Annotated in this window: 15 protein-coding genes (1 of these 15 cut by a window edge); 8 read left to right on the top strand and 7 right to left on the bottom strand. The window is 63.5% G+C overall.

Annotated features, from left to right (window positions below):
* Positions 1–133: 133 nt before the first annotated feature.
* Genes fsa through AL072_RS06415 form a run of 3 tightly spaced genes read left to right on the top strand, consistent with a single transcriptional unit; the run spans position 134 to position 2477 of the window.
* Complete coding sequence (gene fsa / locus AL072_RS06425; protein WP_045581034.1) at positions 134–790, top strand: fructose-6-phosphate aldolase; 657 nt, start codon at positions 134–136, stop codon at positions 788–790.
* Between the two features lie 17 nt (positions 791–807).
* Complete coding sequence (locus AL072_RS06420) at positions 808–1530, top strand: DUF484 family protein (protein WP_045581035.1); 723 nt, start codon at positions 808–810, stop codon at positions 1528–1530.
* On the top strand, positions 1527–2477 hold the full coding sequence (locus tag AL072_RS06415; RefSeq protein WP_045581036.1) for a tyrosine recombinase XerC: 951 nt from the start codon (positions 1527–1529) through the stop codon (positions 2475–2477). Before AL072_RS06420 ends, AL072_RS06415 begins: the two co-directional genes overlap by 4 nt.
* Before the next feature lie 69 nt (positions 2478–2546).
* Here AL072_RS06415 and lpdA read toward each other — a convergent pair whose 3' ends face one another.
* Positions 2547–3944 (bottom strand): dihydrolipoyl dehydrogenase, encoded by a 1398-nt coding sequence (gene lpdA / locus AL072_RS06410; protein ID WP_045581037.1) that lies wholly within the window; start codon positions 3942–3944, stop codon positions 2547–2549.
* A gap of 295 nt (positions 3945–4239) precedes the next feature.
* Here lpdA and AL072_RS06405 point away from each other — a divergent pair, with 295 nt between their 5' ends.
* The 3 genes from AL072_RS06405 to AL072_RS34205 all read left to right on the top strand — a co-directional run bounded on the left by AL072_RS06405 (position 4240) and on the right by AL072_RS34205 (position 8003).
* Complete coding sequence (locus AL072_RS06405) at positions 4240–4398, top strand: entericidin A/B family lipoprotein (protein WP_045581038.1); 159 nt, start codon at positions 4240–4242, stop codon at positions 4396–4398.
* Positions 4399–4795: 397 nt separating this feature from the next.
* Positions 4796–6841, top strand: coding sequence for a sulfatase-like hydrolase/transferase (locus AL072_RS06400; protein ID WP_045581039.1), 2046 nt, complete (start codon positions 4796–4798; stop codon positions 6839–6841).
* 223 nt (positions 6842–7064) lie between these two features.
* On the top strand, positions 7065–8003 hold the full coding sequence (locus AL072_RS34205) for a hypothetical protein (RefSeq protein WP_144428166.1): 939 nt from the start codon (positions 7065–7067) through the stop codon (positions 8001–8003).
* Between the two features lie 123 nt (positions 8004–8126).
* Here the strand turns inward: AL072_RS34205 and AL072_RS34200 are convergent, their stop codons facing one another.
* Positions 8127–9962 carry a relaxase/mobilization nuclease domain-containing protein gene (locus AL072_RS34200; protein WP_144428165.1) on the bottom strand — a complete coding sequence of 612 codons (1836 nt, stop codon included), beginning with the start codon at positions 9960–9962 and terminating at the stop codon, positions 8127–8129.
* A complete protein-coding gene (locus tag AL072_RS34195) occupies positions 9959–10288 on the bottom strand; it encodes a hypothetical protein (protein ID WP_144428164.1) in 330 nt (109 codons plus the stop codon). Before AL072_RS34195 ends, AL072_RS34200 begins: the two co-directional genes overlap by 4 nt.
* 101 nt (positions 10289–10389) lie before the next feature.
* On the opposite strand from AL072_RS34195, the gene AL072_RS06370 reads away from it, so the two are divergent.
* Positions 10390–10851 carry a hypothetical protein gene (locus AL072_RS06370; RefSeq protein ID WP_052709885.1) on the top strand — a complete coding sequence of 154 codons (462 nt, stop codon included), beginning with the start codon at positions 10390–10392 and terminating at the stop codon, positions 10849–10851.
* Here the strand turns inward: AL072_RS06370 and AL072_RS06365 are convergent.
* The 4 genes from AL072_RS06365 to AL072_RS33285 form a co-directional block, all read right to left on the bottom strand.
* Positions 10839–11837: an IS1595 family transposase gene (locus AL072_RS06365; RefSeq protein ID WP_045580516.1), complete on the bottom strand. Its 999-nt coding sequence runs from the start codon at positions 11835–11837 to the stop codon at positions 10839–10841. The two genes, AL072_RS06370 and AL072_RS06365, sit on opposite strands and share 13 nt — an antisense overlap.
* 78 nt (positions 11838–11915) lie before the next feature.
* Positions 11916–12062: a hypothetical protein gene (locus AL072_RS34860; protein WP_158511045.1), complete on the bottom strand. Its 147-nt coding sequence runs from the start codon at positions 12060–12062 to the stop codon at positions 11916–11918.
* 4 nt (positions 12063–12066) lie between these two features.
* Positions 12067–12246 carry a hypothetical protein gene (locus AL072_RS34190; protein WP_144428163.1) on the bottom strand — a complete coding sequence of 60 codons (180 nt, stop codon included), beginning with the start codon at positions 12244–12246 and terminating at the stop codon, positions 12067–12069.
* 966 nt (positions 12247–13212) lie between these two features.
* Positions 13213–13980, bottom strand: a complete 768-nt coding sequence (locus tag AL072_RS33285; protein ID WP_158511044.1) for a replication initiation protein — start codon at positions 13978–13980, stop codon at positions 13213–13215.
* Between the two features lie 406 nt (positions 13981–14386).
* Between AL072_RS33285 and AL072_RS36230 the strand changes: the two genes are divergently transcribed.
* On the top strand, positions 14387–14912 hold the beginning of the coding sequence (locus tag AL072_RS36230) for a recombinase family protein (protein ID WP_425388586.1). It continues 1166 nt past the right edge of the window; only the first 526 of its 1692 coding nucleotides appear in the window; it begins with the start codon at positions 14387–14389; its stop codon lies off the right edge, out of view.

Here is a 14912-nt window from a genome sequence, read left to right as displayed (position 1 = left end):
GGGCGGAACTGGCGGAAGTCTCACGCATCGGCTAGAGTGGCCTCATGTCCCGGGCACCGGGCGGGACGGCGCGTCGGTCAGCTTTCCGGCGCGGCCGGTTCCGGTCAACATCAGCAAGCATGGACCCTTCGTCATGAAGTTCTTCGTCGACACCGCCGACATCGCCGAGATCCGCGATCTGGCCGACAGCGGCCTGCTGGACGGTGTTACCACCAACCCCTCCCTGATCGCCAAGTCCGGCCGTCAGTTCCTCGACCTCGTGGCCGAGATCTGCGATGTCGTCAACGGCCCGGTCAGCGCCGAGGTCGCGTCCACCGATTTCGAGACCATGCTCGCCGAAGCCCACAAGATCGCCAAGATCTCCCATCGCGTCGCGGTGAAGGTGCCGCTGACCCCGGCCGGTCTCAAGGTCTGCAAGATCATCTCGTCCGAAGGGACGATGGTCAACGTCACCCTGTGCTTCTCCCCTGCCCAGGCGATCCTGGCGGCCAAGGCCGGCGCCAGCTTCGTGTCGCCCTTCGTCGGCCGGCTGGACGACATCGGCCAGGACGGCATGGGCATCATCAAGGACATCTGCGAGATCTATAGCAACTACGACGCTTTCAAGACCGAAGTGCTGGTGGCGTCGATCCGCAACCCGATGCACATCGTCAAGGCCGCCCGCCTGGGCGCCCATGTGGTGACCGCGCCGGCGTCGGTGCTGAAGCAGCTGTTCAACCACCCGCTGACCGACAAGGGCCTCTCCCAGTTCGTCGAGGACTGGAAGAAGACCGGTCAGTCGATCCTGTAAGGCGGGCCGGAGCGATCATGGCCGACATGGGCCGCGAACCGGGCCCCCCCTCCCGCCGGACGCCGGCGCTCTCATCCGAGGATGTGCGCGCCTATCTGCGGAGCAACCCGGATTTCCTGGCCCAGAACGCCGATCTGGTCCACCACCTGACCCCGCCGTCGGTCGACCGCGGGCGCGGGGTGGTGGACCTCCAGGCCTTCATGGTGGAGCGGCTGCGCGCCGAGGTCCGGACACTCAAGGACCAGCAGCGCGAGTTGATCGGCACCAGCCGCGCCAACCTGAACAGCCAGAACCGCATCCATGCCGCGGTCCTCTTCCTGCTCGATGCCCAGAGCTTCGAGCAGTTGATCCAGACCATCACCACCGACCTGGCGGTGCTTCTCGACCTCGACGTCGCCTGTCTGGTCATCGAATCGAACGGCTCCGACAGTCCCCACGTCCACCGGTCCGGCGTGCGGGTGGTAGAGCCGGGGGCGATCTCCGACCGGCTGGGCCGGGCCGACGTGGTGCTGAACACCGACATCCAGGGCGATCCCGAGATCTACGGCCCCGGCGCCGGGCTGGTGCGGTCGGAGGCGCTGATCCGCATCCAGGTGTCCAGCGAGACCCCCGACGGCCTGCTCGCCTTCGGCAGCCGCGAGCCCGACACCTTCCACCGCGGCCAGGGCACCGAGCTGGTGGGCTTCCTTGCCCGCGTCATCGAGCGGGTGATCCGCGGCTGGCTGGAGCTGCCGGCGTGACCGAACATGTTTTGGGCTTTTCCGCCAAGCCCGACGTCCAGGACGTGCTGGCCCACTGGCGGCGCTGGATGGAGAGCGAGAAGGCGGTTTCCCGCCACACCCTGTCGGCCTACACCGCCGACGTGGGCGAGTTCCTGCGCTTCCTCACCGAATTCCGCGGCGGTTCCCCGCCCTCGCTGAACGATCTGGGCGACCTGAAGGCGGCGGATTTCCGCGCCTGGATGTCCAGGCAAGCGATGGACGGTCTGATCGGCGCCAGCCGGGCGCGCAAGCTGGCGGCGGTGCGCAACCTGTTCCGCTGGCTCGACCGCAGCGGCCGCCTGCACAACCCGGCGGTCGCCACGCTGGCGACCCCCAAGGTCAAGCGCCCGGCCCCGCGCCCGTTGACCGAGATCGACGCCGACCGCCTGCTGGAGGAGGCCGAGCGCGACCGCGAGGATCCCTGGGTCGGCAAGCGCGACCGGGCGCTGTTCACCCTGCTCTACGGCTGCGGCCTGCGCATCTCCGAGGCGCTGGGGCTGGCGCGCAAGGATGCGCCGCTCGGCGACACGCTGCGCGTCACCGGCAAGGGCCGCAAGGACCGCATGATCCCGGTCCTGCCGGCGGTGACCGAGGCGGTGCGGGGCTATCTCGACGCCTGCCCCTTCACGCTGGCACCGGACGACCCGCTGTTCGTCGGCACCCGCGGCGGCCGGCTGAACGCCAGCATCGCCCAGCACCAGATGCAGAAGCTGCGCGCCCTGATGGGCATGCCGGACAGCGCCACCCCGCACGCCCTGCGGCATAGTTTCGCAACCCATCTTCTGGCCGATGGCGGCGACCTGCGCGCCATCCAGGATCTGCTGGGTCACGCCTCCCTCTCCACCACCCAACGTTACACGGATGTGGAGAACGAGCAGCTGATGACCGTGTACCGCAACGCCCATCCCCGGGCGCGCAAGGGCTGACCCCACAATGGAAAAGGCTCCCCCGCCGAGCGGCGGAGGAGCCTTTTCCTTAAAAAACCCTCGGTCCGATCAGATGTGCAGCGGACGCCCGTCCACCGCCAGGGCAGCTTCCTTGACCGCTTCCGACAGGGTCGGGTGGGCATGGCAGGTGCGGGCGATGTCCTCGGCCGACGCGCTGAACTCCATGGCCAGCACCAGCTCGCCGATCATCTCCGACACGTTCGGGCCGATCATGTGGACGCCCAGCACCTGATCGGTGGCGGCATCCGACAGGATCTTCACGAAGCCGTCGGTCGTGGCGCTGGCGCGTGCGCGGCCGTTCGCCGTGAACGGGAACTTGCCGGCCTTGTAGGCAACGCCCGCGGCCTTCAGCTGCTCTTCGGTCTTGCCGACGGCGGCGACTTCCGGCCAGGTGTAGACGACGCCGGGAACCAGGTCGTGGTTGACATGGCTCTTCTGGCCGGCCAACTGCTCGGCGAGCGCGACGCCCTCCTCCTCGGCCTTGTGGGCCAGCATCGGGCCGACCACCACGTCGCCGATGGCGTAGATGCCGGGGACGCTGCTCTGGAAATGGCCGTCGATCTTGACGCGGCCGCGATCCAGCTCGACGCCGACCGCTTCCAGCCCCAGCCCTTCGGTGTAGGGGCGGCGGCCGATGGCGACCAGCACGGTGTCGGCCTCGATGGTCTGGGCCGCGCCGCCGGCGGCGGGCTCGACCATCAGGGTCACGCCGGTCTCGGTCACGGTCGCGCCGGTCACCTTGGTGCTCAGCTTGAAGTCCATGCCCTGCTTGGCGAAGATGCGCTGGGCCTGTTTCGACAGCTCGCCGTCCATCGTCGGCAGCACGCGGTCGAGGAACTCGACCACCGTCACCTTGGCGCCCAGGCGGCCCCAGACGGAGCCCAGCTCCAGCCCGATCACGCCGCCGCCGATGACCACCAGATGCTTCGGCACCTCGGCCAGGTCCAGCGCGCCGGTGGAGGACACCACGCGCTTCTCGTCGATGGCGATGCCCGGCAGCGGGGTGACTTCCGACCCGGTGGCGATGACGATGGCCTTCGACGCGGTGACGGTGCCGACGCCTTCGACCTCGACCGTGTTGGCGGCGGTGATCTTGCCGGCGCCCTTCAGCCAGGTGACCTTGTTCTTCTTGAACAGGAATTCGATGCCGCCGACATTGTCCTTAACGACCTTGTCCTTGTGGGACAGCATGCCCGGCAGGTCGAGTTCGACGCCGCCGACCTTGATGCCGAACTTGGCCAGGCCGTGGGCCGCCTCCTCGAACTTCTCCGACGCCGCCAGCAGAGCCTTGGACGGGATGCAGCCGACGTTCAGGCAGGTGCCGCCGAGGGTCCCGCGCTTTTCGACGCAGGCGACCTTGAAACCGAGCTGCGCCGCACGGATCGCGCAGACATACCCGCCGGGACCGCCGCCCACCACGACGACGTCAAAAGTGCTTTCAGCCATGAGAGGCTTTCCTTTCGCCATTCTTGCTCGTTGCCAAAAGCCGTCCCATCCAGCGGGGAGGGCCAGCGGAAAGTGCCGCGGGGCGAGTTATGCCCGCGCTCACGCCCTGTGGCAACGGGACACTTCGTCTCTGGGGCTAGGGCTGCGGATCCGGCAGGTTCTCCCGCCCCATTCGCCGCACCGGAACGCAGGATACCCCTTTTGCGCAAGCCCCCTCCCCTTTCGGATCCGGAAACCTTTACTGCCCCGCTTGCGTTCCAGGTGGCATCACATCGCCACCGAAAGGGAGACCACCATGACCACCGTCAAGAAGTTCGCCATGCTCGCCATCCTCGGCTCGCTGCTGGGCACCACGCTGGCCGCCTGCAACACCGTCGAAGGCGCCGGCCAGGACGTTCAGGCCGGCGGCCGCGCCATCGAACGCGGCGCCGACAACGTCCAGAAGAAGATGTAAGGCCAGCGTCGGAAAGTTCCGAGGAAGCGCCGGGACAGGGCGTAACATCGTCGACATCACCCGTCCTCGGAAACGTTCGGGCCTACGCAATGCAATGCCGCTGATTCCAATCCGGAATCGGCGGCATTTCCATTTGCACCCGACAGTTCGGGTGCCCAAAGCCGCTTCCGGACTGAGCTTATTATAAAATCGCACACTTCCGTAAGTATTTTTCAAAAAACTTCAAGTTAGAAAACCTTCATACCAATTGACTCCTGCATAATTATCAAAATACTTTTGGTTCGTGGGATTAATTCATATGAATTCAGTTCCACCATCAAAGGACGATGAATTCTTATTTCAAAGATAAAATCCTTTCTCTTGAACCACTCTATCCATCGTAAAGGACCATACTGCCATGACTGAAGGCACCGCCACTGCGCAACCCAATATCCTGATGATCGTCGTCGACCAGTACCGGTATCCACGCTTCTCCTATGGTCCCGATGGCGGGATGGCTGAGCCGCTGAAACAGATCCTGGGGTTCCGGGGCCCTGCGGATGTCGGCGACAACGACTACGCCCGGTATTTCCCCGGCCTGACCCGCCTGCGCAGGAATGCAGTGGCCCTGCACAACCATACCATCGCGTCCAGCGCCTGCACCCCCAGTCGGGCGGTGATGTTCACCGGCCAGTACGGCACCCGGACCGGCGTGACCCAGACCGACGGCATGTTCAAGGACGGCAACGCGCCGCACTTCCCGTGGCTCCGGGCCGACGGCTATCCCACCCTGGGCCATTGGATGCGGGCGATCGGCTACTCCTCCCATTATTTCGGCAAATGGCATGTCAGCGATCCGCCCGGCCATTCGCTGGACCGCTTCGGCTTCGCCGATTGGGAACTGTCCTATCCCGAACCCCATGGGGCGGCCATCAACAATCTGGGCATCTACCGCGACCCTGGGTTCGCCGACAACGCGTGCCTGTTCCTGCGCCGTCGCGGGCTGGCGCAGCCTTACAATTACGGGACTTCGGCGGACGAGGCGCGTATCGGCGACGGTACCCAGGCGACCGATGCGGCCAAGCGTCCCTGGTTCGCGGTGATGTCCTTCACCAACCCCCACGACATCGCCACCTATCCGACGGTGATCTCCCAGGCATTGCCCCCGACTGCCGCACAGGATTCGTCCCGAAAGAGCCAGCCGGTGTTCGGTCCGCTCGATGTCCCCGACCAGGGGCAGGCATCGCACATGCCGGTCGAAGGCACCATGACGATACCGCTCAATCCGCAGGGGTTCCCCCAGGACTGTGCCGGCACCATCCCCACCTGGAACGAGGATCTGTCGACCAAGCCGTCCTGCCAGTTCGACGCGGCCTACAAGATCGGGCTCGCCCTGTCCGCCAAGGCGAGCCACGGCGCCGTCAGCGCCGGCGGCGGCAACGACAAGGAGGCCGATACCGGAATCGGGGAGGACGAATGGGCGGCCGCGGTGGCCTTGGCCCTCAAATTCTCCATCCCGTTCCAGCTTTCCGAAGACCCGGAGGGCTACAGCATCCGGTTCCTGCAATTCTATGCCTGGCTGCATTCGCAGGTCGACCCCCAGATCGACCGCGTACTCCAGACTCTGGAGGACACCGGTCAGGCCGAGAATACCATCGTGCTTTTCGTGGCCGACCACGGCGAGTTGGGCGCCGCCCATAACATGATGCTGGAAAAGTGGCATGTCGCCTATCAGGAGGCGGTGCATGTGCCGATGGTCGTGCGGTTTCCGCAGTCGATGCGCAAGGATGGCACGCTGAGGCATGTGGATGCCGTGACCAGCCACGCCGACCTCGTGCCGACCGTTCTGGGGCTGACCGGTGTCGGGCGGGACGTCCTGGTCGAGGCGGAAGCCGGACTGTCCGAACGGCACAGCATGGCGCCGCTGCCCGGCGTCGATTTGACCCCGGTGCTGAAGGCACCCGGCACGGCGGTCACCTACCCCGATGGAACGGAACGCGAAGGGGTGCTGTTCATCACGGACGACGAGGTGACCCAAACCGCGGCAGGCGGCGAACGCGATTATCATGAGGCGTACGAGGTCTATTGCCGCACGGTGGAGGCCGTCCGCAACGGCGCCTTCAGCATCAAGGGGGTGCCGGATTTGGCCCCTGGCCCGGTGCGTCAGCCCAACCACATCCGGTGCGTACGCACCAAGGACGCCAAGCTGGTCCGCTATTTCGACCCGTCGAACGAAAGCCGGCAGGAATGGGAGATGTATGATCTCGCCAGGGATCCGAACGAAGCGATCAATCTGGTGCAGGTGACGGGACAGACTCCGATCGCGCGCGAGGATCTGGAAAACCTGCCCCCATGGTTCGACTGTGCGACGGTCCAGGCCGACGCCGACCATCTCGCCGCTCTGCTGGCGGAGTTGGAAACGCGCGACTTGGCGATCCCGGAAGCGCAGGTAGTGGCAGCGTAAGCCCGGACGCACGAACGCCCCGGCTCTTTCGAACCGGGGCGTTTGGTGTGTTTGGTTGCGGGGGCACGCAATCTCCGCTGTCGAACCCGTCCGCTTCCCGAGGTTGACTTTCCGACGCTGGCGGCATGAGGTGGACGTCTACCGTCCCATCCTGAGCGCCGATGCAGCCGGTTCCCTTCCTTCCAGCCACTCCCTAATATGGGGTTAGATTGCTTGGGAGGAGATGATGTCAGATAGACCGGTCGAGTATGGGTTGACCAGGATGGTTCTAGGATCAGAAGCTTTCTTAAAAATTACTGAAGATCAGTTCGATAAACTATTGGTATTTCGCGACATCATCATAAACTCTATATACATAGAAGAGAAATTTGATCTCCTGATAGAGAATGCAAAAGAGTTAGAAATAGAAATTATCAACATTGCCGCATCAAGCTACCTTTTCCATGGAAAAGAGCATAAAGACTTTCATATAGAAGGAAATACGCTGAATCGCAGAATGGCGAACCTTCTTACATCATGCCGACTATATATCGACCACATCGACCATCATCTCTCTGATCTTCACAAGATAACTCGACTTGATATTGATTCTGTTGGCAAATTTAAGTCTGGACAGTACGATCAGCACTTTGGATACCGCTTCATGGAGGCATTACGAAACCACGTCCAGCACCGTGGGTTGCCGATCAACTACACCACATACCATGACGAAAAGAAAAAAGTGGACAACGAAACCAAATTTTTTGTTTCTCTGTCCCTCTACATGAACACAGACGATATTGTTAGCAACAAAAAGGTGAAGAAATCCATTAGAGAAGAAGTGGAAGAATACGGCAAGAAGATAGATATTATGCCTCTTGCAAGAGAGTACGTTGACTGTATATGGAAGATACACGATCACGTCCGAAGCACACTAAGCAGTGCAGAGACAGAAGCAAAATCTGCAATAAGATCCCATATGGATTCGTTCCGTCTAGCATTCCCAGACGAGCCATCTCTTATCGGATTGGCTTCTGTTTCAAAATATGCCGATGGAACATTTAAAGAGTCTGTAAATCTGTTTGAAGATTTCCTTGAGTACAACACACATTTTCGGAACAAGCATAAATTCCGGAAAAGAATGGCTGATACAATAGTATCCAACATGAGAATTTGGAAATGAATATGGCGCTGGCCGCATTTCATGAAAATCCGGAATAGTGTTATATTCAACCTTTGATTGCCTTTTCTCGCTCATCGCGTTAGCGACCATTGAGGGAATTCGTCACCGTTACAGAAACACCGATTAACGACCCATCCTCGCCCCCATGGATGATGAAGGGCGGTAGCCGCGGCTAGCCCCCATGGTGTCGTCCTTCGTCGGGTTCCGGCTCTTGTCCTCACGATCCCGCTTCAGGCGGTCGGCCTCCTCGATCACCTTCTTCACCGCGTCGGCAGCCTTGCCGGATGCGAAGGCGGACACGTCGGCCCCCGCCTTCAATCCCGTCTCGTAGACGGCAGCCGAAGCGGGAACCTTGGCGGCAAGGCTCTGAGCCTTCGGGTGCGAGCGGCCAAACTGCTCCCGCGTCTTGGCGTAGCGGTGAAGGTCTGCGGGTTCCTCGCCGCTGTGGCGATGGCGCTCCAGCGACTCGCAGAACTCCTTCCACTCCTGCGGATCGAGGCCGTCAGCGATGGGCGTGGCTTCGCCTCCGTCGTCGGCGCCGCCGGCTTCCTCCAGCCCGTTCTGGGCTTTGATGATGCTGTCCATGGAACGCCCGCCAGAGCCGCCGCCGCCCCCAGCGGTCGGGTTCTTCCCGACGCTCGTCGCGGGTGCGCCGCCGCTCTTGGCGCCCTTCTCTGGGGTGGCTGCCGAACGCTGGGCGACCGGCTGGGCGGGCGGCTTGGCCGTCGTCGCCTTCAGTTGGGTTGAGAGCGCGTGGAGGCGGGTGCCTCCCCCTCTCTGAACAAAGTCGGCCGCATCCTTCCTAATGTTGACTCGATCTCGGACAGACGCATTTCGAACCCGTTCAAGGTATCGCTTATCCGCTCCAAGATTTCGGCGATCTGATCCAGAGGATTCGGCCCGCCGTCCTTCTCGTCCTCGGTCAGCATCTCTATGATCTGCTGGGTTCCCTTCTTCGCCCTTTCGGCTTCGATGCCCACCAGCCTCACCAGATCGTCGCCCTTGGCCGTCCTCGGCGAAACGGGCTTGGCCTTCTGCTCTGCCATTCTTGGTCTCCTGTTCAACGCTGTTGCCTCCCCCCTTAAAGCCGGCGCAGCCGGCTTTAAGGGGGGACTTCGCGGCTTCATTCATGGCCGTCTGGACGTGATCGACAGTCGGCAGCCGAAGACCGGCGATGCCGTCGCGAACGTCCTTGGCCTTGATGCCGAGGGTTCGGGCGAGGCCGTGGACGGTGCCCGACGCATCGACGAGGACCGGCTTGCCATGGCGCCCTGTAGCGATGGCGAAGCCCGCCGCGGCGAGGCTGGCCTCGCGTGCCTTGGGGGAATCGCCGGCGGCCCATGCCGCCGCGGCGGTGCGGGGATCGACACCCGTCCGCTCCATGATCGCCCGCTGTTTCGGGGTGATGCGGTCGGCCCGAAGCTCCTTGGTCTCCCCCGCAACACGGACGGCGGCCGCCACATCATGGCGCCCTTCCTTGGTGAGAGCAGCCACGACGGCAGCGTTGTGCTTGCCCCGCTGAACCTCGTGGCCGAACTCCACCTCAGCCAGCCTGCACACCTTCTCCCGCCGCGCGTAATCGTGGCTGAGGCTGACGACGGAACCGTCATCACGGGTGAGGGAATACAGGCGGTGCTCGTGGTCGAGGCTGTTCTTGGTGTGGGTGACGGAGGCGTAGGGCTGACCCTGTAGGCCGAACTCCTGCTCGTAAAGCTCCCAGAGGCGTTGCCATTGGGCGTCCGTCATGGGGGCATCGCCCGGGTTCATGAAGACGTGATGGATGGGACGATCGGTGCGACCGTGGGCGGCTCCCGCCACAAGCTCGCGCACCTGGTCGCGGAGGTCGTCGCCGGCGAGGCCGCGAGGATCGTTGAGGCGAACGGTCTCGTTCTGCTCGACGTTGGTCAGGTGGCGGGTGATCCCCTTCCCACCGCTCCCGCGGCTGGCTCCCGACATCATGGCGCAGGCTTCTTCGCCGCCTTCTTGGCGGTCCGCTTCAGGGACTCCGCGACGTCGACCAAGGTCGGCTGGATCGCCCGCAGGTCGGCCAACGCGGCTTCCGCTTCCGCGTGAAGGTGCGCGTCACCGTCTTCGCGGCTCCGCTTGGCGAACTGGATCAGGGCACCTGCAACGGTTCCCAACTTCCCAACCAGACGGGACACCTCGGCGAGATCCTCGGCGGGAACATGGACGGGTCGGCGACGGCGGGAACGCTGAACGTCTTCGGGGCGGGCGGCGGAAGTCATGTCCACGGCGAGGGAGCGGAGCCAGCCGGCGGCGGACACCTTCGCAGACTTATGTAGCACCCGCCACCGCCTGATCCTGCCGCGTCGCCGCCCTGCCAGCTACCCTGTCGCCCTGAAGCCGCACAGAAGGGGCATGGAGTATGGGCGAGCCGCACGTTGTCAGCGCCTTGCGGGAGAAGCGGGGCGAGATCTCCGGGGCAATCCTTGAGCTTGAGAAGCGGATGTCTCAGCACCGGGCCGACCTGGTGCACCTGGACGCCACCTTGCGCCTGTTCGCCCCGGAACTGGAGCCGGAGAGCATCGCGCCGAAGAAGCCGCCGGCGAGGCGCTCCCACTACTTCGCCAGCGGCGAGCTGGCGCGCCGCTGCCTGGAGGCGCTGCGCATGGCAGAGGGACGTGTCGTTGCCGCTGAGGAGATCGCCGTCGCCGCGCTGCGCGACAAAGGGCTCGATCCGGAAGACCGCAAGACCCGCTCCGACTTCATCCAGCGCGTCCTCAACACCCTGACCGCCCTGAAAGGCAAGGGCACGGTGGAGAAGATCGGCAATGGCCTGGGCGCCCGCTGGCGCCTTCCGGCCGAACCCGCCGATCACGCCGCGTGAGCGCGCTGCCAGTAGCCGCAGAAATCGACCGACGGGCCGGTCTTCGTCACCAGCCCGACCACGACGCGGAACTGCTCGCCGTTGCTGGTCCGGCGATGATCCTCTCGGAACGCGGCCTCATTGGCGTAGCGGTGCAGGTAGAGGCCCGAGATGTGATGATGGTGCCCGATCTCCCCGCGGCGGATGCGCGAGAAGAAAGATTCCGCCCCGTTGGTGCAGGCGCCGTCCTGGCTGTAGGCGTCCTGGTGGTTGATGCGGTGCATCGGGTAGCGGGCGTGCAGGTCGTTCCAGGCGCTGGACTCGTCCGCATGCACTTCGGTGCCCTTGGCGACGCGCGAGCGGATGAAGCTGCCGGCGGCGTCCTCGGACGGGAACACGCCGGTCAGGGTGCGGCCGTCGCGCTCGCGGATGGTGACGACACACCGGCGCTTGCCGGTCTGGTTGATGGCCAGCCGGCGGTCCTTGCGCTCCGCCTTGCGGTTCTCCGGGCGGACGTGGCCGCCGAAGTAGGCCCCATCGATCTCCGCCGCCTTGCCCGCGCCGCCGATGACGACACCGCGGCTCTCGGCCGCCATCGCTTCGCGGATCTTGTGGCCCAGCACGAACGCCGTCTTGTACTGGACGCCCAGGTCGCGCGACAGCGGCAGCGCGCCCTTGCCCTTCACCTCGTTGACGAAGATCACCACGGCGGCGAGGTACATCCGGAGCGCCAGCTTGTGGAAGGCGAACAGCGTGCCCGAGGTGAGGGAGAAGTCTTTGCGGCACCGCTTGCAGCGCCAGCGAGGCGCACCGCTCGGCCGGCGGCAGTCGTACACCGCATCACAATCGCACGCCGGGCACACGGGACGCCCGTTCGTCTCCGGCCAGCGGATCGCCGCGAACACCGTCTCGGCTTCCGTGTCCGACAGGCGCAGCACGGTCGCCAGCGACAGCGTGCGCGCCGCGGCGCTGAGAAGGAAGTGCTGGCTTTTGGTGCGACGGGGCATGGCGATCTCCGACACGGTGATTGCCCGAGTCTACCCGGCCACGACTCCGTTGTGAATCATCAAGTTCATGATTTGTGCTCACCCGCCGGTCATAGTGGCGGATGCTACATAAGTCCGCACCTTCGCCGCCTTCGCCTCGGCGACGACGGCGGTCGCGAGCTCGTCGGACAGCCGCACCGTCACGGCGGCCGCCAGCTTGCGCTTCTCGCTTCCGCTCCGCTCCATGGCTTCAGCCCTTGGGGTAGAGAGCGGCCAACTTGGGCGCCGTCTCCTCGAAGAAGGCGGTGGCGGCCGCCGCCTCGGCGGCTCGCTCGGGGGTGCCGGCCACGCCGGAAACGCGGCGATCGCCCGCGATGACCGTCCACCGCCACCCGTCCTCGATCGCCTCGATGCTGCTCTCAACGGTCATGTGCTTGTCTCCTCTGAGGGGGTCCACGGGGGAGCTTCGCTCCCCCTGGCCGGGCTGGGGATTGGAGCGGCGACCGAAGGTCGGCGCGGAAATCACCATGCCTGGCTTTCCCAGTTAGCCACAGAATAGCTGAATGATTAGCAAGACTCAGCTTCTCGTTTGCTTGTCGTGACAAAGTGATTATCCAGACATAAAAACGAGATTACAAGAATAGGCAGCGGGTCTCAGGTTGAGGCAGATTGAGCCCCGTCGACGCCTCGGGGAAAGCAGGGAGGGGCCTCATCCTTGAGCCAAGCCCCGAGCGAAACTGTTGCCTTCAAAGAAGGCGGAAGGCTCCCTCGCACTTAGCTCATCCCGTCGCGTCGCCCCTCGCTGTGACCGTCTCGGAAGGGTTGGGCGGGTTCCGTCAAGCCTCGCGAAGCGACCCGAAGGGCTTGGACTTGACGGGTTCCGACCAAGCCTTCAGGTCACAGATAGCGAGGGGTGATGCGACGGGATGAGCGTCGGAAGACAGGAAGTGGGGGGGTGGTCAGGTAGCCGGCGACTCGATTCCGACGCTGTAAGGCCGGTTTCCAGGAATGTTGACACGGTCGCCGGTTCGGCGGCCCCTCCCCAGACCCCTCCCCGTCGCTGTCGCGCCGTGGTGCCCGCATGTCAGCGCTGAGTGCAGCACCCCGCCCCTCCGCAGACCTACGGGGCGGCCCTTCGGGCTGGGCACCAGGAGCAAGCTCCGCATCGGGCATCCCAGGAGGTCTTTTGATTGTAGCTCCCGCCGCCGCTTCGGTCCCCCAGAGGGGGACGCTCGCGGTCGGCTCCTGCCGTCGGCGCTGATGCCGGAAGCTGCCGTGTGTGGAAGTCCAGAGACTCCGAACGCGGTCTCCCGGCGGGTATACCTGATGTCGGAAAAATGGCCCACGTTGACAAAGCCATATGACGGAAGGTCGCCGCCGAAATCCTGTCAACAAACTAGAGGGTATTCAGAATGTTGGTCACAGTCCGCCGTGGAATGCCTGTGATCGCCGCGATCATGGCGTTAGTGGGACGCTGCCCAGATGCGCGGATCGATGCCTCAGCGTCCAAGATGGCGGCAACTTTGGTGTCTCGGGTACGCTGGCGTAGAACCGGCTTCGGCGTTCCCGTGTAATCCTCTTCCATAAAGCGACACACCGACTTGGCCGTAGCGTCAACTTCCTTGGACGGTAATGGGACTGAGAACATTCCGTTGAAATCGTGGGCTATGCCGTAGACTTCAGCCCAGTCGCCCGTCCAATTCTGATAGGACCAATGCCGAACATGATCGAAGAGATCGACATTTCTGGAATAACCATGCGGCGATGGTTTGATGTTACTGTTTGCAGCCTTCGTGTAGAATCCGCGTGGTAGAAGCCAATCATCGAATTCATGGAGGTCAACCGGCCGTGCATCTGGATAGAAGATGGTACTCCATTCCTGATGCCATGGATTCTTCATTAGAGTGTTGGTGAAATTCACGTCTCCATTGAGGTGATAGGTAAGAGCCATTTGAACCGCGGCAAGCAATGCCAATGGTTTCCGCCGAGCGTTCTCTCCGATGATGACCGGCGAAGCAAGCTCCCAAATCACATGATGACGCTGACTGTCACGGGTAATAGGGGTCCATCGCGGCTTCGGCATTGATCCAGGGAGCATGTCCCAGTTCTCGTGATCGCAGTCCACAGCAAGGAAGCGAACGACATTGCTCTCGGGGTCGTTCATGGAAATGTACGGTCGCTCCACCGCATACGATGAATACTCGATCCATGAGGATGCTCGTGAACCCTTCAGGGTCTCCGCTACGCGTTGCTTTTTCGGAAGGATCTTTCTCGCTGACAACATTTCTGGCGCCTCCTATGTGGGAGGTCCGGCCTGCTGTCATTTTGGTCTTGGCCACCGCGATAGGCTGCGCTATCTCTCTGGTCATGACTTGCCGCCCTAACAGCAGGTCCGAACCCTAAGGTTCCAGTCGGCGTCCGCTTGCCACGGGCGCCGACTTTCTTTTAGCGGTAGCGCACAACCGCGTTGTGGCCAAGGCATTGTTCCAAAAACAAAAAATGTTGACCGGAGCTCCCGGTCGGTTCGGCCTATGCTACTCTGTTGACAGCACGACTTGGAGGGACCGTTCATGCCACCGAAGCCGTCCGCCATGAAGCCGATCCGGGCGGCCGTGTACGTAAGGTACTCGTCGGACGAACAGCGACCGGAGTCGGTTACGGATCAGCTCGAATCCTGCCGCCGCCTTTGCGAAGCCAAGGGGTGGACGATGGTCGGGACCTACGCGGACGCCGCCATGTCGGGCGCGTCTGACAACCGCCCCGAGTTCAGGCGCCTGCGCGAGGACGCCGAGGCGGGCCTGTTCGACATGGTGGTCACGGAGTCCCTCGATCGCCTCAGCCGGCGGCTGGCAGATGTGACCGGCTTCCACGACCGCCTCACGTTCCTGCGGATCGGGCTACACACCGTAGACCGCGGCGAGATATCACCATTGCTGGCCGGCGTGCTGGGCGCCATCGCCCAAAGCTACCTTGACGACTTGCGGCATAAAACCCGCCGCGGCCTCCGCGGCAAGACGCTGGCGGGCCTTTCGGCGGGCGGCGTGACCTACGGCTACGACGTCGCCACCACGGATGACGGCGAACCCGGTGCCCGCA

Origin of the sequence: Azospirillum thiophilum (assembly GCF_001305595.1) — a bacterium.
Classification (GTDB): Bacteria; Pseudomonadota; Alphaproteobacteria; order Azospirillales; family Azospirillaceae; genus Azospirillum; species Azospirillum thiophilum.
This window is presented reverse-complemented; position numbering and strand designations above follow the sequence as displayed.